Source organism: Bacillus sp. JK62 (assembly GCF_053663455.1).
Map to the genome: position 1 here is coordinate 798,180 of NZ_JBSJQA010000002.1, position 18,930 is coordinate 817,109.

Here is an 18,930-nt window from a genome sequence, read left to right on the forward strand (position 1 = left end):
TCCTTTCTTATTGTGTAATTGATTTGAGCAATTCTTCTAAGTGCGCGACTCTTTCTTCTAAGCTCTGTAGTCTGCCTTTTGTACCGCCTAATGTTTGTCCTCTGATAATGGATTCGGCTTTCTTGCCAATTACATTGTACACAGCCTTCTCATCTGAAATTGCATATACAGAATATCCTTGCCACCAATCTTGAGCTTGAAAAACTCTAACCCATGCTTCAAACCAATTCGCCTGAATTGATTCATTGTATTCCCCTAGGTCACCGAATGCGTTATGGGGCTGTTCAGGAGAGTTACTGTAAGGTGGGATGCCAAGTTCACCAAAGAAGATCGGCTTATTCCATTTATCATAAAATGCTTTGATTTCCTTGAATATATTCTGTCCTCGCCCGTATAACGGTACGCTATAAATAGCATCAATTAACTGATCGACAGATGGATTTCGATTATCAGTTAATTCAAAGTAAGCTGCTATTGCAATAATATCGACTAGTCCAAATATAGGATTGTTCAGCTTTTTGTTATACGCGGCAATCGTTTCAGGAGCCCACTCAGCGGTTACCCAATAATTTGTCCGGTAGAGTATCTTGCCAGAAAATAAACTCCTTAGGCCTGTAATAACTGATTTCCACTTTTCTGTTGAGTCTTCCATATGAACTAAGTTTGAAGCAATGTATAAGCCGTCTAATTTAAATTGTTCGCATTTTTTAGCGAAGTCTTGCAGGATGCTGTTCCATGCTGCGAACCATTGGTCTAGATCAGAAGGTGCCCAATTGGTTTCAGCTATCGTTCCATTTGCGATGAAGGGGTAGGGTTCTAAAATAATGTTGTACCCGTCATTTTTGAGTTTAGGGATCATATCCCACGCTTCGTTATAAGTGTAATCCACAACAGTTGGATTTGAGTCTGAAGCATCCACTGCATTAATAAGGATAGGAATAGTGATTGTATTTAAGTTTAAAACAGTTGAATCATAACTGACATCGGCATAGTATTTACGGCCAAATGCTGAAACATTTCCGCCTTTCCATTTCAACGGGTTGACCAAAAGGTTATTGAGTTCAATGTTTTGAACGCGACTATCGTAGTCGGACAGCTTAGTGTCAACTTGTGCTGCTGTGGTTTCAACTAATTCAGCAGTTTTTTGATCACTGGAAACCCATTTTTCGCCGTCGTAAGATGAAACAACACCTGTAACCGTATTAGTCCATAAATCGTTTGCTTCTGGTTCCTCAGGCTCGGTTGAGGAGACCGTGTATTTCGAGCCATTTAGCTTTCCTTTAACTTCTACAGTAGAAGAAGGGAGGTAGGGGTTTTCGTTTGGGTGAAGGGATTTTACGATGTCAGATCCAATGAATTGAGTTATCTCTATATCTGCATCAACTCTTCGATAGGCTTGAATACCAATTGTGTAGTACATATTGGAGGGGAGCCCTGTAAATGTAGCAGCTCGTTTGTCATACTTTACATTCTTCAAGTCTTCACTTGCCATTTTTGAGCCAAAAACGTACTCTTCATTTTTGTTGCTTCCATGCAGATAAATTTCAAAACCATCAATATTGTATTGATCTTCGTCTGATTCAACATAGTCCCATTGGAAAGTTACATCAACAGAACCATCATCATTGGTCGTATGAGAAATAGCAGTGCCGTCCTTTGCAATAACAGGGGAGGCGGGTTTAACAGCAATCCTGTCATTACGTCGGTTGAAGTTTTCAGTAACCTCATCGTACTTGATTTTCCTTTTGTTTGTCTCAGTGCTGATTTTATTTGTTCGATAAATTGTTTTCAGCATGTTCTCAAAATCCGATGAAGCGCGTTTACCATTTGAAACTGTAACGCTCAAGTTAGACTGTTCAAAATCAATCGAAATAGCTGTTATTGTTGCTTTTACATCGGTATAGAAGCTTTTCTGTTGCACCCTTACGATGTCGCCAAGAGAAAACCTGTCCCAGTTATGTTTTTCACTAATGCAATTGAAAAAGTTCACTAAACCTAATGCCAGATTAACAGCTGGTGCATTTCGGTTTTCAAGTTCTTCGTTTGCAGCGTCATATAATTCATTCTCATCAAAGATACTGTCATTAGACCATTCGGCTGTAATAATGTATTTTGAAAGTTCTTTTTGGAGTTCAGTGCTGAAGTTCTTTTCAAAAGACAGTTTATCTTTAAGGGCGGTAATCTGTGTTGAAATTTGTGTAATAGAAGCTTGTATTGCTTTAATTTCTTCTTTTTTTGATTCAACTTCTTTTGATTTAGCATCTCTTTGCTTTATTAGATCAGTAGTATCATCGCCGGCTTTACTTGCAACTGTAATCCTGTCCAATATCTTTTGGAAATCAAGCTGCAACGTATATAGGTCATTATTCGATGCTGTTTCTTTTTCCTCGGCTTTCTTTTTCTCATCTAAAAGTTTGTAGAAAGAACTGCCTTCATTATTAACCAGGTAGTTGTAATCTAAAATTGCATGACAAAGTGCATCAGACATGTAGTTGCTTCTTTCGATTACATTTCGTTTCTGGTCACGCTGAAAAGGGTAGAGGAAGTACGAAAAATCGTCTATGTATGATTGTCCGGTTGGATTTACGGAGTTGATGCTTAATCCATCTTTGCCTGTAGCATAAATCCTTGTAACGACATCATCCATATCCTCAATGTCATCCAGAGAAATCATATATTGGGCAGGAGTTATTTTGAGTCCCTTATATTTAGACACATCAGATTCTTTGTAAAAATCAACTGTACAGTCAATTGTATTAAAAACAGGAATCGCTTCGAATTTCTCGCAAATCGAATACATAAAATCAAGCTTGTTTGAAGAAGAAATATCAAACTGTCTGTATTTTAAATTGAAGAGGGGATCAATGAAACCGATAGACCATTCAGTATTTTTTAGGCAGTCGGTAGCGGCCTCTTTAAGATTTTTCGAAGTTTCTTCATACTTAATGACACCTTGCTTAGAAAGTACATATTGAAGTGATTTGCATTCAACCTGGATAGTGTCCATATCATTGCTGTATGATTTAGTTTTCTTGACTGCTGTAAACCAGATTGTAAGTCCATGAAATTCTGATTTTATTAAGTACCAGGGCCTCAATAGATCAACAACATGATTCCGTTTATTTACACCATCGTAAGTGGCAGTTAAAGGGATTGAGAATGTTAATTCGTGTACATTGCTGCCGTGATTGAGCGTTACCATAGGATTGATTACTTCATCAATATTTGCGATCTTTGTTTTATTTGGTTTAGCTAGGGAAAGACGAATATCTTTAATTTCCGTGTCTTTACGAATTGTAATCAAATGTCTAACCCCTCCTACAAATACTTGTATCTAAATGAAAATCTTAATTTACAATTGCCTGTAACCTTTAATCTGTTTCTTCCGAAGCCCATTCTCAAGTACTGGTCATTGAAATCATCATAGCGTTCATTCCCATAAAGATTGGATTCAATGATTTCTTTTTCGCCGTTAATTTTTAAGAGTTCCTTATCTTTTAAGTTGCTGAATATGAATGGTTCAGAGAAATCACTGAGATTTTCGATTTTTATGTCACCGTCAGCAATTTTCAATATTTCCAAAGAGGGGAAGATGTTTACGTCGCCTTTATTATGTAACTCAACAATTTCAGAGCCGGAGGATATGTCAAATGCATGAGTGATTGCATTTCGGCTATAAGCGTAAGGGGAGTTGCATTTCATAGTTAACCGAACGTAGCCGTTACGAGCGGCATTATGAACCAAATCAGATGTATCTACAGGCATTGTATAATAAACGATATCAAGGTTTTGGCTAAACGCAAAAGGCTTGTAATCATCTACGCTTAACCAACGTTTAATTGCTCGTACATTCTTTTCATCAAAGTGATCACCGAGATAAAAATTCAATGGGAATTGCTTAGGTTCCTGTTTAACCCCTTCAGTGTAGGGTTCAGGTCGACCCTTTAAATAAGTTTCATTGACTGTTCTTGAGCCTAAGAACGGTTCCTCAACTAAGCCTGAATCAGTATTAACATTTGTGACGCCATAGTCACTTGATTTTTCGTTATTAAATAAAAAATAGAGGCTTTCTCTAATCAATTTTTATCACCTCAAAAATAAGAAGAGCCAGCATATACACTGGCTCATGAGTTGTTGAAATTTATGCCCTTGTTTTTAAGACCATTTGCAAATTTATTGAATACAAAATCAGCTGTTTTCTGAGGATTTCCTGATTCGTTAATGGTGAATTCAACTTTAAAATCATTGTTGTTTATAGTGCCATTTACTGTCTTAGCTACATCTGGTGGGGAAGAGAGGTTTTGAATGCTCGGTATCAAACTATTAGAAAGACTTGATTGATTAATATTCGGAATTATTGATGGAATAGTGGTGATTCCTTTGTTAATCAAGGCTGCTAATTTTCCACCTTGACCCCATTTAGGCGTCTCTTCTCTTGGAGCATTGTTCTCACGTACAGCTTTTACTGTATCCAAGATATTTGCAGTGTCGGTTTTATTAAGGATGAGCTCTTTATCGTGTAGGAAGGCGAGCTTACCTGCACCTAGTCCTGTACCTGTATATCCACCCGATGCAAAAGAGGATACCTTTTTCCCAGTTTTATTACCCTTGGTCACAGTATTCAGAGCATTGGAGGCTTCTTTAAGCTTATCGATAAGATTATTGGAGATGCTTTTCCCTATGGACTCCATATTGCTGTTAATGAACTTAGAGAATTCATTCAGTTGCTTAGCAATATCAGTAATCTTCCCATCCATTAGCTTTTTCTCAAGTTCCTTAAATCCACGCTCATTATTAACGAGATCATCATATTTCTTATTAATTGAATCTTCATCTTTTTGAAGCTGATCTTGTAACGATTCTTTTCGCTTACTGTTTTCACGATCTTTAAGAAACTCATCTAATGCTTCTTGCTGTTCTTGAAGTTGCTTTTCTAAGTCTTTAACCTGTGATTTTGCTTCATCAGAGTCATCAAGGGATAGTTTGTTTAGTTTATCTTTGGTTTCCTGAATAGCCTGATTCTTTTCTTTGAGCTCTTTTTGGTATTTAGCTTCATCATCAGTTTTATCAATCTCATCAATCAAGTCTTGCGTAGCTTTTTGATGCGCTTTTAATTCGATATCACGCATCTTTTCGTACATCTCTTTGTAGATAGAGACAACTTCATCAGCAAGAGATTTGTACACATCTTTGATTGATTTCTTTGTGTTGTAAAGCTTCAGGTTGTAATCCTTCTGCTTGTCTTTCCAGTTCTCGATTTCTTCAGTAATTTGTTTCTGAATATCCGGGAATCCTTTAGCAGCTTTCTTTTGTGCTTCCAACTGTTTGATATACTTCTTCGCTTCATTCTGTTGCTGCTGAATAAGCTTAATCTGTTGGCTATAATATTTAACCTTGTCTTTATCTTCCTCGGTCATGGATATTTTGTTGCTAACATCTTTAAGCTTGGATTCAGTTTTCTTGGTTGATTTCTCTATACCGTTAAGCGTTTCATCAACTTTGGATTGGATGAGCTGTCCCTGAAGTTCTCTTACTTCTTCTTGGAAATTGATGAGATCAATCTTAGCTTGTTTTAATTCCTCAGCAAGCTGTGCTCTTTGAGCGGCATTCAGAGTTTTGTTTGTTTTGATTTCTTTTTCAATAAAAGAAACCTTCTGACTCTGAATCTTTTGCTGTTCAGTTAAAGCTTTTTTCTGATCGTTTGTATACTTGCGGAATTCTTTACTGTCGCTCAGGTAATGACTAGCGAGCGCTTTGTCTTTAGCGATTCTTACGTCAAAATCGCCAATACGCTTGTCATATTCATCGAGTTTCGATTGAACGATCTCATATCTGAGCTCTTGTATCTGATCGTTTACTGAATCAATGTCACCTTGGAGAGAGAGGAGGTCTGATTTAGCTTGTGCGATTGCTTGCTGTCGTTCTGCTTCAGCTTGAGATGCATCTGAAATAGATGTACCGACACCTTTTAAATATTTCTCAGGGTCAATTGTCTTTCCGTTTTCCTCAATTTGAAGATGAAGGTGATTTCCTGTTGAATTACCCGTACTGCCAACTTTACCGATGGTCTGGCCAGCTTTAACAGTTTGACCGGCTTTAACAGAAGGGGTATCAAGCATATGCATATACTTAGCAACTTTTCCATCATCCTGCTGAATGACAACCCAGTTACCGGCAGTTTTACTATAACCAGCAATTTGGACTTTACCACTTTGCAAAGACTTAATTGCAGTACCGGCTTTTGCGGCAAAGTCTGTCCCTTTATGTGGAGTTGCTCGGTAAGCGCCATCTTGAGCACCATACTTAGAACTTATTCTAAACGCGCTGTTCTTCGTGTAGTAGCTTGCAATGGAGGAATTGGCAGAAGTCATTGACTTCGTGTAATTTGACATGATCTTCTGAACATAATTCTGTGTTTCTTTGAAGGGAGGGACGCCGCCATATTTAATTACATTACCAGGCCCTGCGTTATAAGCAGCAAGTGCTTTCTCAACATTGCCACCAAATTTGCTTAGTTGTTGGGCTAGATATTTCGTGCCACCCATAATGCTCTGATAAGGATCATAAACATTGTTTACGCCTAAGCTTTTAGCAGTGGAAGGCATCAACTGCATCAAACCAGCAGCTCCGGCTCCAGAGCGAGCTCTTGCATTGAATCCTGATTCTTGTTGGATTACAGCTGCAATTAGAGCTGGATCAACACCGTATTTGCTTGCGGCAGAATTAATGTAGCTGGAGTATTTACCGGAGTAAGACCCACCACCAGAAGAAAAAGAACCACCAGAAGATGAACCAGAGGAAAGGGAAGAGGTAACTATACCGTATTGTGCAATGTTCCCTGACTTAATTTGATCCTTGAGGAGTTTGGCTTGCTCCTGCATAAGCTTTTTCTTTTGTTGAAGAGCTTTAATTTCTTTCTGCAGGGCATTTCGATAACTTTGGGAATACTTTGGATAGTCGTTTACTTGCTTATTGTACTTTTCGACTTCAGCATTAACTTTCTCCAGAGCTTCCTTGTATTTATCAGCCACGTACATGGACGTTTTGGTTTCTTCATTTGCTTTCTCTTGCTCGTCTGTCCATTTTTCAAGGGAAGTACCTGATTCTATTAACGCTTGTTTGTTTGTTTCCTGAGTAGATGTAGCTTCTTCAGATGCTGAGATGTAGGATTTAAGAGCAGCTCTAACGCTATCCATTGCAGAGATTTGGCTGTTAGAAAATCCACCAGGTTGCAACATTTTTTCTTCAATCTTATGTAATTCTTTCTTCGCATCAGCTACATTATTAATTGATTTAACTTCGAGCTGAGACAATTCTGCCTCGGATATATCGAGCTTACGCTCTCTCCGAAGCTTTCTAAGGCTGTCAATTCGTAAGGAATCAGCGTTTAAGGTTTTAATGGCATTATTGACTTCAGTTTTCATTAGCTTATTGCTATATTGAACCATGTCATTATAGGCATCGAGCTTAACTTTTCGCTGACGAATTACTTCATCTCGGTTAACCTTTATAACACCATTTTCATAACTTATTGCTTTGGCTAATTCTTTATCTTTTTGGATTAGAGCATTAGCTTCATTGGCAGAAATGCTCTTTCCTTCAGCCATCTTTTCTAAAAGTTCGTTTAAAGGAGCAACTTGTTCTTTGGTGTTATTAAAAATATCCCCGTTAAGAATGCCTTGAACAGAGTCAAACTGCATTGACTCTGACATGCCTTTGATTACATCTTTAATCTGACTGATATCATTTGCGTCAAGCGCTTCTTTGAGCTTTTGACCAAAATCTTCAGCTTCATTACCTGCTTCAGCAAGAGTTTCCCCTAAATCACCAACTTCCGATTTAACAGAAGAAATGGCCTTATCTCCATCTTTAATGTTCTTTTGTGCCTTATCAAAACTCAACTTAAAGACATCAATAGAAGAACCGGATTTTGAATAGGTCTCCAAAAGGGTTTGCAGATCCTTTTTCGCGCTATCAAATGCTTTTTCATCGTTTGAATTCAATGCCGATTGCATTTTCTCTTGGAGTTTACCCAATGCAGAAGAGAATTTATCGAGATCATCAGGATTCAAATCATCTTTTAAAGTGAGTTTACCCACAATGTCATTGATACTCGTTTTTAAAGTATTGCTGATATCTATAGAACTGTATGCTTGGGCGATTGAGAGAACACTGTCTCTAACCTTTGCATTTCCACTTGCTATGTCAGATTGTGCTTTAAGCATACCTTGCTTCGCTTTATCTGCAGCGATTTTATAATCTTCATCATCAGCAAGGAAGTCCCATTTTGGTCTGCCTTTATCATTATAATCAGCAATTTGTTTGTATTGCTTCAACTCATCTTTAGACTTTTTAATTTCTTTAGAAGCGTCCTCGAAAGTTTTCTTGGCGCTGTCTTTAGTTTCCGTCTTTTTAAGTTCAAGGTATTCTTTAGTGTTCTCAATAGCTTCTTCTAAAGCTTTATTACTTTTTAAAATTGCATTTCCTTGAGAGTCATAACCTTGAATTAAAGCGGGGAATGTCTGAGCCAATTGCTGAGTAACTTGAAGATATTCTTGCTCTTCATCTGATGAAAGGGTTCTTGAATCTTTGGCTTTTTGAAGCTCTTTATACTGTTTTATTAGTTTGTCTGTGGAGTCTTTGTTGGTTGTAATTGCTTCAACATTGGTCTGTTGACTCTGTTCAAAATCATCTTTAGCTTTTTTTGCATCTGCGAAAGATGAAACTATGCTTTCTAAAGCCCAACCCAACGCAGCAAGCGCGCCTCCAACCACTGTAGAAACTAAAAGCCCTCTAAGAGCAGTTTTCAAAACCCTTGATGCAACAGCAGCACGGGTCATACCTGCTTCTAATCCGATGCTAGCTAAAGTTTCTTGTCTCATTGCTTTTGAGCCTAATATAAGAGTTGTAGCTAAAGTTCGAGTGTTTTTACTGAGCAACAATGTAGCAGTGCTAATCGTCACAAAAAGAGGGGGGAGGAAACCAACAGTGTTAATTATTCCAGTGGAGGCTTTTAACAAAGAACCCAGAGCTTGAGTGAACTCAATCAATCCGTCACTAATAAAGGCATCCGATGAAGCTATAGCCAATTCAGTGAAATTGTTTTGAAGTTTATTTAACCTTGCTTGTAAGCTATCTGCGTATTTCTGCTGTTCGCTCCAAGCGCTACCTGCAGAATTAGAAGCTGTTGCGGCGGCATTTTGGGCGATAGAGAAGTTGTTCATTAAGGCATTAAATCGAGACAATTGATGGATATTCGCAACGCCAATAGAGGTGTTTTGTCTTTGAGCATCAGTTAATGTGTTCCATTTGGTTGCTACCTCATTAATCAACTCACTCGCAGATTTTGCTTCTCCGCCTGCAGTCTTTACAGAAATTCCGATTTCATCCAACGCTTTGATTGCGCTTCGGTTGTTACCTATCCGGGCAAAAATAGTTTTAAGTGAGTTACCAACAACGTTTCCTGATTCACGAGTGGTACTTGCGATTGCTGTAGTATAACCAATCAGATCGTTTAATTCAACACCGAAAGTCGAAGCGGTGCTTCCTGCTTTTCGAATAGAGTTGGCCAGATCAAGAGTAGTTACAGCGTAGTTGTTATCCACTTCATTTAGCTTGTCTGCAATTGAAATAGAATCATTGGCTGCAGTATTGAAGTTTAACATTGCGGCAGTTAAAGTGTTAACTGTGTCATCAGGAGTTAAGTCAGAGACGTTTTGTAGAACCTGCGCGGTTTTTGTTAGAGTTGACAATTCACTTTCATCGAAGCCCATACGCCCGAAATCACCGGTCATTTGGAGAATGTCAGTGATTTTGTTTGAAAGTGTGTCACCTAAATCGATTGACTCTTGAAGAAGTTCATTGTACTTGTAATCAGGCTCATTCATCACACGTCTGATGTTTGTCATTAGAGTATCAATTTCAACAGCCTGAGATACCATTTCCTTGAGTCCAGATATAGCGCCGTAGAACAAAGAACCAGAGATTAAATATGTAGACATACTTTTGAAAGCTTGCGTTAGCTCCGCACCAAAAGACGAGGCTTGACTAGCTGCTGCTTGCGCATTTGAAGCCAATTCCCTGTATTGCATGTTCAAGCTTTGCATTTGAGCTCTGATATTGCTTCCGCCGGCACTTACATTAAGGCTATTAACTGCATTGAGGTACTCTTGGATAGCTTGTCTATTTCCAGCGCCCATCGTATCGCCATAACGCGTATTAAGGTTTTGTACGTTTACCTGTGCTTGGCGTTGATAAAGCTCAATAGTTTTTCGGAGTTCATTATTTTTAGCCACAGCAGCAGACTTATCATCGAGCATTTTAATTCTGTTTTGTAATGCTTCAATTTGTTGAGCTGTTTGAGCAGTGTTTAATTTCCGCCCAAGGGAAGAGAGGGTGGTGTCAGTTACAATTCCTTGCTGTCTAAGTTTTTCTAAATCTATCTTTAGTTGTTCAATTGCTTTTCGTTGCTGATCGTAATTTGTTGTAACTTTTGATGACGTAGCATTTGTCTTTGGATCAGTCGTATATGTTATATCATCGAAGCCATTGCGGTTCTTTTGAGTTACCCTCGTCGTTTGTCCTTGAGAATTCTTCTGTTCTGTTCTTTTCTGTACCTGACCTAGTTTTTCAGTCGCTTGAGCAAGCCTGTTAACTTCTTGGGTTTGTTCACGTAGTGATTGATTACGATTGTCGATGAATTTCTTTTCACGCTGAATGATTTCGCCATTTTTCTTATATTGCTGCGTCAGCTTTTCAACAGTGCCATCGGCATTTCTGGTAACCGTTGTGGTTTCTTTAATTGTTTGATTGAAGGATTTGAGATGTTTTTGGTAAGTGTCAACTGCAGAGGAGAATTCGTTGAGAGTCTTTAAAGCAGAGGCATCAATATTGGTCTTTAAATTAAGGGAATTAAGCTTTTTCTCTAAAGATTTAATTTGCTGATTTAACTGTTCGACAGTCTTTGAGGAGGTATCAGCTTTTGGGGTCAGTATTATTTTTAAATCTTGACTCAAAAATAAGTCACATCCTTTCAAGTGGGGCTAATCAGAGCAAATAAAAAAGCCACTCAAATTATTGAGCGACTGTACTTGTTTTCTTGATAATTACATCCATGACACCTTGCCAATACTCAGCGTTTTTTAAAGCTTGCTGTATGATATTTCCATCTTTTTTATAACCTTGAGGCTCATATCCATCATCCTCGCGAGAAGGGAGGAAGTGGATATAGTGTATAGGATTTTTGAGGTTTTCGACTGTAATTTTAAGCGTAATTGACTTCACCATTTCTGTTTGAGTAGAGGAGGCTGACAAACCACCAATTGTTGCACCAATTCCGCCGCCTAATAATCCTCCAGCAATAATCCCCGATTTGGCAACCTTCGAAATCACCTGGTCATCCAGTGAGATTTCAGATTGAATAATTTGGGCAAAAGGGACAACATACTCGTTTATTTCTTCTCCATTTAGCTGATATACCTTAAGGATAGATTTATCTTCATTGTAAGCAATTTTAGTTTTATAAGTGCTAAAGAAATTATCAGGGTTAAATTCGCTATCATAGGTCTTTAGTGTTTCAGCATTTTTTCTAATCTTTTCAGCAACAGTTGCATTTTTTATTCTGTAAGGTTCGAGCGCTAAATAAGCCAAACCGCCAATTATCATAAAAACCCCCAAAGGTCTCCAGCCATCCATTAAACAGAAGAAAAGGCTGAATAAAAAATAGCCACCATAAGCCATAATCTTATAGCCCATCCAACCACCACCAGTATTATTTTCCTACATTATATCATGATTTCCAAAAGTGTAGAACTAGCAAAGGGGAGGGTCACTTTCCTTTTTCGGACTTAATCTGCTCAAGTAATTCTTTAAAATATGTAGCAGTAATAACAATGTCCCTATCCTTTCGTACAACAAAAAGTAGGAGAAGGCAAATCGATGTTGCGATTAGAATATACCAAAGCAAATTAAAACTAAACATAATTCTGAGAGATAGTAAACATGTTCCTATGAGCACACTTCCAACTGTCCACATTTTCGTATGATCGAAGGACGCTTCAATTCGACTCATACGGGAAATAGCTAAAATTAAATCTGATGAATTGAGCGATTTTAGGATTTGAAATTTGCGCTTTTGTTCTGTGTAGGGCTCACCAGAGTGCGGGAATTCTTTTTGTATGTATTTGATCAGGTCGCGACTATTCATCTGTACTAAATTGTGTTTAAGTATTGTCTTATTCATATTTTTCACCTCTCCATATTATCGTCAAATATGGAAATAAGTTTAAGGTTTTATCCATAAGCAAAACCCTTCGGTAGAAGGATCTTGATTCTGCATAAAAGAGGGATTTCTAAAGAGTGCTGCCTAAAGCAAATCAATTGATATGTCTCCCAGCAGGCTTTTCTTAATCTTTCCGTATTCAAGTTTACCGGTACTTACGTTGTAAACAAGAACCTTACCATCACTGATTTTGGATTCATCAATCTGTTTAGACCCGAATTGATTCCTATCTGCTTTAGTATCAAGCAGCCTAGTTAATTCAGCAACAGCTTCGGACAATTCATCAATTTGCTGTTGCATATTCTCAATTGAACTTTGATGAGGATTGAAGAGACTCATAATGTTTACGAGAAGATTTGATTCTTTTCTTCTTTAAAATCACGAAGGTCGTAATGCTTAATTGTTGTAGACACATCATTATGCTGTGCAACATATTTACTCACGAGCTCAATCTTAATTTTCTTGACTTCAAGAAGGTAAGTAATACAGGAGGCTTTAAAGAGGTGAGGATTAATGCGGCGGCCAAGGATATCAGAAAGAACATCAGAACAAAAATAGTCAGCCCAACCCTCTGACATTTGTCTTGGTTGGCCACCGTACTGTGTAGTAAATAGATATTCATGGTCATACCCCCGTTGTTCGTGCCAAAGCTTCAAATATTCCAGTGCTTCTGTGTTAATCATGTAGTCGAGGGGTTTTCCTTCGCCTTTTCCTTTTCCAAGAACTTTGTGAGCCATGACATAAGATTGACCTTCAGGTATCTCATAATTCAGGATTTCGGTTTTAAACTGAATAATTTCAGCTCTTCTGGCACCTACATTAAAGGCAGTAGCTAACCAAGCCATCCCCAAATAGTTTTTATCTTCTTCAAGCACTTTCATCATTGTTCTGTATTCATCGTAAGTAACCTTTACTTTTTCATACGTGGTTGTTTTAGGGATGGCAGGGAGACCTCTTGTGAAGTTCCTGAATGATTTGTAATTATCGTCATCTTCAGCAACAACATTTTCAATGTAGTTATTTAAAGAAGATACTCCAGCCTTTTTTAAAGCTATTCCACTTGAAGACATCCCTCTATTTTTCAGGAAGCTTTGATATCTGATGAAATCCCTTTTGGATATTTTGTAAAGCTTCTTCCCATTCAAGGAATTATGTACCCACCAGAAGAACTGACGAAGAGAGGAGTTGTATTGCTTTCTGGTTTTATCTCGGAATGAGTGGGCGTCAAGAAACTCTTGAGTTAAGCTTCTATGCTCGTCATCAACCTGACCCCACATTTCATCCGTGACTTCGGGCAACTTTTCGGCTCTAGAGCGCATCATGTTTTGTTTTATTTCTCTGGCCATTAATACACCACCGTTATTCTGTTTTAATACCACTTGTATTTAAATCTTTTTTCATAGCAGCAACTAATCGTCCATCTTTTAACGATTCAGCGGTATTCTTCATAAATGAGCGAGGTTTTCCGTAACCATAACCGTATTTATCTGGATACGTGTATCCTTGACCAGTCTCAACAACCGTGGCAACATCCTTACCGTTGTCTTCACGGGTATTGTCTAATGAAATTCCGTTAGATTCGTTTTGAATGACAAAGGAGTCCTTCAAAAGAGATGTGCGTTCATATTCCAGGGGATCGTAGGCGTCGTACACATCAGATTGCACATGCTCTTGACCTGTTTTAATCATCGTATTTTTTGTGTTTCCCTGTTTTTGAACGGCTTGCTTCGCGGCAAATTCAATTAGTGCTGCTATTTCTTTTATATTCTTGGCCATTATTCAGCCTCTTGTTCATTTTCAATCTCTTCAACCTTATTGAGGATAAGATCATTTATTTCTTCTTGAGACATATTTGAAAGTTTGTCTAAACTCGTTTTCATCATCTTTGCTGCCTCTTCAAACTTCTTCATGCTTTCTTCAGGGAAGTTGCTGAGAATCAATGGGAAAAATTCCGAGTCTATTAATTTAACAAACCACTTAACCTTATTTTTGATATCACTTGGAATGCCTAAATCCGTAAATTCCTTAATTAGTGAAAAATATCCCCAATGAACAGGGTTGATATCTTGAAACTTAATTCCTGCTTCGTTTGCTCTTTCTGAATCCGTCATTAATTCAGTGAACATTTTGGTTAAGCGGGTAGGGGAGAAGTAAGGGTAAATATAAACATGAACGTCATCAGTAAGTTTTACTCGTTCTTTCTTGTCATATTTGCTTACACTATCTTCGATCAACCCAAGATTTAATTTTTTTGATGCCATCTCATTTCCTCCTTATACATCCTCTGTACACATTAAAAAAGACACCTCAATAAGGGAGAGGTGTCTAAATAAAACTTGTATTTTATTTATAATCTTCTTTTAGAACTTTTTCTGTATAAGCTGGATTATTTGTGAATAGTCCATCAACTTTTAACTTCAGCATTTTGGAAGTGTATGTTCTTTCTTTATCAGTATCAAAAAACACATGTACTTTCATATGGTTATTGTGGACTTTCTCAACAAAATCTTTATCAACCAATTTGGCATTAGGGCCAACAACATTAGAATATTTTTGTATTTCTTTTAGCTTTGAATTGCTCATATTCTTTACGTCTTCATCTTTTAAAAGTTGAACAAGAGGCACATGGCTGTTAAGCTTATGTAATTTCTTTAGACTTTTGTCACTAAATGATTCTAGAACAACTTTGTTATTAGCGATTAGTTTATTTTTAGAGAGTATGTCAATTAACTTTTTCTCCATTACTAATTTGCCTTTGTTGTTTGTTCTAGTCTCGATATAATAGTTTGCAGTTTGTCCAAACTTTTTAATGATTTCTTCAATCGTTAAGATTTTTTGTCCTTTTCCAGTACTCAGCTTTTTAATCTGATCTAATGTGAGATCCTCAACTTCTCCTTTGCCGTTTGTGGTTCTATCAACAGTCTTGTCATGGTTTGCGACTAGATGACCGTCTTTGGTTTGTCGTAAATCAATTTCGATGTAGTCTGCTTTGTCTTTTATTGCTCGTTCATAAGAGAGTAGGGTATGCTCTGGCTCAATTTCCGATGCGCCTCTGTGTGCAATCATTAGCGGCTCGTATTGTTTACTGCTTCCTTTTCCTAATCCCGTAGCTGATGTTTCTACTTCGTTAAATGAACATCCCCCAAGCAAGACTAAAGCACTGATGAATGTTATAAAATTTATTGTTTTCATAACCTAAAATTATCATAATTAGGTAGTTGGTTCAATATATTTTTTTCCAACAATTTCTTCGTACTGTTCAGGTGTAATTTTCCCTTTTACTACAGCTTGCGCTACTCGGTATTCATCCCAGACACCATTACCATCGTTGTAATAATCTTTTATAAGTTCATACCAATTCATTTAAAGTACACCATCCATCATTAGTTGATATGTTAAATCACTTAATTGTTTTTTAACTTTTTCAGCTTCCGATGGTTCGGGGTCAAGGGGTTTTAAACTGTCAATGTATTCTTTGGAGGCGGACTCAACCCATTTTTTCGTTTTAGGACTGAATTTAGGAATATAAAGACCATCGGATGGAGCTATAGTAGTGCAATTATCAGGAAGCGGACTATCGTCTTCAAGTACAACAGGGAATTCGTAAATATAATTTTCGTCATATTTGTATACTTGCATCATAATATTCTCCCTACACGGCCTTAAAACTAAAGCCTAAGCTAATGTAATCATTGGGTTTGGAGGTGTTTGAGCTATTTTCTATAATAACTTTTCCGTCAGTGTCAATAAGTGCTCTGTGAGTTTGCGGGACACCTGACATTCCTGCTTGGGAAGCTACACCAACCCACTGAAACGCTCTTCCAGGTCTGTATCCTTCAGGCAAAGTGAATGCAGCCACTCCAAAGCCAATTGTTCCTTTTGCTATAGCGCCCTCAACAAAAACAGTCCCTGTAGCATCCTTTGTATATCGAGTTTTAAACACTGTTTGATCTGTAGAGTTAGCATCAGTGTAATTAACCCATCCGTTTTGTAAAGTAGGAGTGTACCATGTCGTAGAGGAAAGCTTGGTATCGGTATAGGTTTTAGCTGAGTTGAGCGCAGCAGTAGCTCTTGTTTGTGCTCCGTCGGTCGTTTCATGTGTTTGCCATGAAGTCCAAGTTGAATCACTCTTTCTAAATCGGAAATAACTATGAGTTCCGTAATATGCTTCTAAAGCAAATTGGGCTATTGTATCACCATAATTCATGACAACCAAATATACATTGGACAAGTTAGCAGGGGAGTGTAGCCCCTGGTTGGCGATTAAATAGAATCCGGTGGTAATCAAATCGTTGTATTCCGTTTTTTCAGAACTGTCTTTGTAGATTACTTTTCCATCATCGGCAGTGAGTTTGAAAAGTTGAGCAGCATTCCATTTATCCCGATCAGATTTGTTGATATGGACATTAGTGTCATTTAGATGATTGTCAAAGTCATTTTTAGTAGCTTGTTTTACATTGTCTACATTCCCGAGCCCAACCTGTTCAGCAGTAACCTTGTGTGGGTTTGATTGATCGTTAGTATGTTCAGCTAAAAAAGACTTTGTCCTTTCATCGGAGCTGTTCCAATAACTGCGCTCATCCTTTGTGATATGTCGATCAAGGTCTGCATCGTGAACGTCAAAATCAACTTTCGCTGCTTGCTGTACATTATCAACCTTAGACAAGCCAACTTGGCTTTTAGTAACTGAATGGGGATTTTCCTTATCGTCAAGATGACTATCAAAATCTACTTTTGTGGCTTGCTCTTCATTGATTACATTTGATAATCCGACTTGTTCTTTTGTGACTTGATGTGGATTCGCATTGTTTTGAATGTGTATTTTTAAATCGAAATTCTGCTTCTCCATGAACTCATCAACTTTGTCATTCAAGCGTTTTTCATGATCAGACATGTGAGATTCAGTTCTGAAAAATTGATCTTTAAGATTATTAATTTGCTCATTATTTTGTTTGAGCTGACCTACAAATTTGCTACTACTCATTAACTCACCGCAATTCCTTTAATCGTTACATCTCCATTTACGGAAACAACCTCAACCATGAATTTGAAAAGCCCCGCAATATCGAAATCCCAGTTTTCATTTGTATTCAATGTGCCCGTACCTAATTGAAAATCAGTTTTGTTTGTTCCAGCAATTTCTGTTTTTTCACCATTTTCATCTACGGCAAAGAATTTTATTTCTCTTGAAGTTGAGGAACCAGAGATCTTAACAGTAATATCCCGATAATGTGATACTACAAATTCTTCACCTTCAGACGGGGCAGTTGTTGCTTCGTGGAATGTAAAGGTTGCTTTATCTGGAATGGTTTTTAAAATATTTTCATCGGTTTCTGTCAACAACTCCACCTCCTAAGTCTGTTTAAAAACTGACTTTTATTTAAATATGAGAGGGGAAGTATCCCCTCATTTTATTTAGCTTCAAATACTCTTACGTCTCTGTCAGTACCGTCATTGATCACATAAACATAAAGTGTTTTGCCAGCAGCAACAGGCACCGAAAAAGGTTTGTCACCAGCTGTCAATGGGATACCTGTATCAGCAGTTACAGTAGAGTTTCCAATGTAAATCGTGCCTTCTGCAGGAGGATAAATAGTAAGTGCTGTCCTGTCAGTGATGCCTGCGGTAACTTTTTGAGCTGTTGAAGTAACAGTGAATTTATCCGTTTTAAAAGAGGAGAAACCAGCTTGAGGGAAGTCAACTTGTAGAGGCTTTTCTTGTGATTTGAGATGAATGTCAGTTACTAAACCACCGTTTCCATCATCTCTAGCTGAAGATTTTACGCCATCGAAATCATTAAGTTTTGCTGCCATTAAAAATCACTCCTGTAAAATTAATTGCCAACGTCTACGGATTTAGTTTGTGTTTCTGTATCAGATCCAGGATCTGGGTCTTTGACAAAGTTAATTTCTCTACTCGCTTCAATAACAACAGCCATCTCATCAGTGTCAGTGTCCGCCAGTGCTTCAAATTTAATTTCTGGTGCTAATGCATTACCGTTTTCGAGCGACATTTCAAATTCGCCAGAAGGAGATACGTTAGGGAATTGAATGTAGATATCACTGTAAACCTCTTCAGTGTCAGGATTATAGGCAATTGTACGGTATTCAACTTCATATCGCTCAGAGAATTTGCTCGCTTTAATAGGGAGGCGTCTACCGATTTTGTTAATCTGGTACACTGCAGTTAATTTCTCTTTAGTGCCAGCAAATCCAGTAGGAATTAAATAAGATCCATCTGTTGACACAGGTGTCTTGTACGTAACACCTCTTTTGTTGAAGAAGGTTACATCACTTACCGGTTTACCTTTAAGTGTAACCGCATTTTTGTCATCAACAATTAGACCATGTTCACGGTCGAAAACCTGAACTTTTGCTTCTTCTTCAATTGTTTCACCTTGTGTCATTGCTAACCACTCTAAGTCGAAATATGCATTCTTGACAGTAAGATTGATTTCTTTTTCAGACTTCAAGATATAAAGTGGTTTATTTCCGATACCACCACGAAGTTTTTCTTCGGAGATGGCTTGGGAGAATGAAGCTGTTTGTGCTTCTGCTGTGAATACAAGCTGACCATCAGATTTTCTTCTGAAATAAACATCAGCTGTATCTTGAATAACTGTTTTCATCTATAGATTTCCTCCTTAAAAT

Annotated in this window: 15 protein-coding genes; all 15 read right to left on the bottom strand. The window is 37.7% G+C overall.

Annotation, left to right across the window (positions count from 1 at the left end; translation table 11 throughout):
- Positions 1-7 precede the first annotated feature (7 nt).
- Complete coding sequence (locus ACWJJ4_RS09160; RefSeq protein ID WP_454021589.1) at positions 8-3,304, bottom strand: DUF7359 domain-containing protein; 3,297 nt, start codon at positions 3,302-3,304, stop codon at positions 8-10.
- Between the two features lie 14 nt (positions 3,305-3,318).
- Positions 3,319-4,080, bottom strand: coding sequence for a phage tail domain-containing protein (locus ACWJJ4_RS09165; RefSeq protein WP_454021590.1), 762 nt, complete (start codon positions 4,078-4,080; stop codon positions 3,319-3,321).
- Positions 4,081-4,124: 44 nt separating this feature from the next.
- Positions 4,125-11,015, bottom strand: coding sequence for a phage tail tape measure protein (locus tag ACWJJ4_RS09170; RefSeq protein WP_454021591.1), 6,891 nt, complete (start codon positions 11,013-11,015; stop codon positions 4,125-4,127).
- Positions 11,016-11,073: 58 nt separating this feature from the next.
- Positions 11,074-11,754, bottom strand: coding sequence for an immunity protein (locus tag ACWJJ4_RS09175; protein WP_454021592.1), 681 nt, complete (start codon positions 11,752-11,754; stop codon positions 11,074-11,076).
- A gap of 610 nt (positions 11,755-12,364) precedes the next feature.
- Positions 12,365-12,580: a hypothetical protein gene (locus tag ACWJJ4_RS09180; RefSeq protein ID WP_454021593.1), complete on the bottom strand. Its 216-nt coding sequence runs from the start codon at positions 12,578-12,580 to the stop codon at positions 12,365-12,367.
- Between the two features lie 44 nt (positions 12,581-12,624).
- The gene (locus ACWJJ4_RS09185) at positions 12,625-13,626 is read right to left on the bottom strand and encodes a tyrosine-type recombinase/integrase (protein WP_014472041.1); all 1,002 of its coding nucleotides are present in this window, start codon (positions 13,624-13,626) and stop codon (positions 12,625-12,627) included.
- Between the two features lie 13 nt (positions 13,627-13,639).
- Positions 13,640-14,056, bottom strand: coding sequence for a hypothetical protein (locus ACWJJ4_RS09190; protein WP_125122855.1), 417 nt, complete (start codon positions 14,054-14,056; stop codon positions 13,640-13,642).
- The gene (locus ACWJJ4_RS09195; RefSeq protein WP_161619969.1) at positions 14,056-14,541 is read right to left on the bottom strand and encodes a hypothetical protein; all 486 of its coding nucleotides are present in this window, start codon (positions 14,539-14,541) and stop codon (positions 14,056-14,058) included. The genes ACWJJ4_RS09190 and ACWJJ4_RS09195 overlap by 1 nt, the downstream gene beginning before the upstream one ends.
- An 82-nt stretch (positions 14,542-14,623) precedes the next feature.
- Positions 14,624-15,472, bottom strand: coding sequence for a glycerophosphodiester phosphodiesterase family protein (locus tag ACWJJ4_RS09200; RefSeq protein WP_014472038.1), 849 nt, complete (start codon positions 15,470-15,472; stop codon positions 14,624-14,626).
- 18 nt (positions 15,473-15,490) lie between these two features.
- Positions 15,491-15,643 (bottom strand): XkdX family protein, encoded by a 153-nt coding sequence (locus tag ACWJJ4_RS09205; RefSeq protein WP_014470095.1) that lies wholly within the window; start codon positions 15,641-15,643, stop codon positions 15,491-15,493.
- Positions 15,644-15,919, bottom strand: coding sequence for a hypothetical protein (locus ACWJJ4_RS09210; RefSeq protein WP_014470096.1), 276 nt, complete (start codon positions 15,917-15,919; stop codon positions 15,644-15,646). It lies immediately after the preceding gene.
- A gap of 13 nt (positions 15,920-15,932) precedes the next feature.
- Positions 15,933-17,264 (bottom strand): pyocin knob domain-containing protein, encoded by a 1,332-nt coding sequence (locus ACWJJ4_RS09215; protein ID WP_454021594.1) that lies wholly within the window; start codon positions 17,262-17,264, stop codon positions 15,933-15,935.
- Positions 17,264-17,620, bottom strand: coding sequence for a hypothetical protein (locus ACWJJ4_RS09220; protein ID WP_062623492.1), 357 nt, complete (start codon positions 17,618-17,620; stop codon positions 17,264-17,266). The genes ACWJJ4_RS09215 and ACWJJ4_RS09220 overlap by 1 nt, the downstream gene beginning before the upstream one ends.
- Before the next feature lie 71 nt (positions 17,621-17,691).
- Positions 17,692-18,093: a hypothetical protein gene (locus tag ACWJJ4_RS09225; RefSeq protein ID WP_077722246.1), complete on the bottom strand. Its 402-nt coding sequence runs from the start codon at positions 18,091-18,093 to the stop codon at positions 17,692-17,694.
- Positions 18,094-18,113: 20 nt separating this feature from the next.
- Complete coding sequence (locus ACWJJ4_RS09230) at positions 18,114-18,908, bottom strand: hypothetical protein (protein ID WP_077722247.1); 795 nt, start codon at positions 18,906-18,908, stop codon at positions 18,114-18,116.
- Between the last annotated feature and the right edge of the window lie 22 nt (positions 18,909-18,930).

Excerpts from the sequence above, each read along its gene's own strand:
- ACWJJ4_RS09175 (WP_454021592.1), bottom strand. The coding sequence starts at position 11,754 with ATGGGCTATAAGATTATGGCTTATGGTGGCTATTTTTTATTCAGCCTT.
- ACWJJ4_RS09180 (WP_454021593.1), bottom strand. The coding sequence starts at position 12,580 with ATGCAACAGCAAATTGATGAATTGTCCGAAGCTGTTGCTGAATTAACT.
- ACWJJ4_RS09185 (WP_014472041.1), bottom strand. The coding sequence starts at position 13,626 with ATGGCCAGAGAAATAAAACAAAACATGATGCGCTCTAGAGCCGAAAAG.
- ACWJJ4_RS09190 (WP_125122855.1), bottom strand. The coding sequence starts at position 14,056 with ATGGCCAAGAATATAAAAGAAATAGCAGCACTAATTGAATTTGCCGCG.
- ACWJJ4_RS09195 (WP_161619969.1), bottom strand. The coding sequence starts at position 14,541 with ATGGCATCAAAAAAATTAAATCTTGGGTTGATCGAAGATAGTGTAAGC.
- ACWJJ4_RS09200 (WP_014472038.1), bottom strand. The coding sequence starts at position 15,472 with ATGAAAACAATAAATTTTATAACATTCATCAGTGCTTTAGTCTTGCTT.
- ACWJJ4_RS09205 (WP_014470095.1), bottom strand. The coding sequence starts at position 15,643 with ATGAATTGGTATGAACTTATAAAAGATTATTACAACGATGGTAATGGT.
- ACWJJ4_RS09210 (WP_014470096.1), bottom strand. The coding sequence starts at position 15,919 with ATGCAAGTATACAAATATGACGAAAATTATATTTACGAATTCCCTGTT.
- ACWJJ4_RS09215 (WP_454021594.1), bottom strand. The coding sequence starts at position 17,264 with ATGAGTAGTAGCAAATTTGTAGGTCAGCTCAAACAAAATAATGAGCAA.
- ACWJJ4_RS09225 (WP_077722246.1), bottom strand. The coding sequence starts at position 18,093 with ATGGCAGCAAAACTTAATGATTTCGATGGCGTAAAATCTTCAGCTAGA.
- ACWJJ4_RS09230 (WP_077722247.1), bottom strand. The coding sequence starts at position 18,908 with ATGAAAACAGTTATTCAAGATACAGCTGATGTTTATTTCAGAAGAAAA.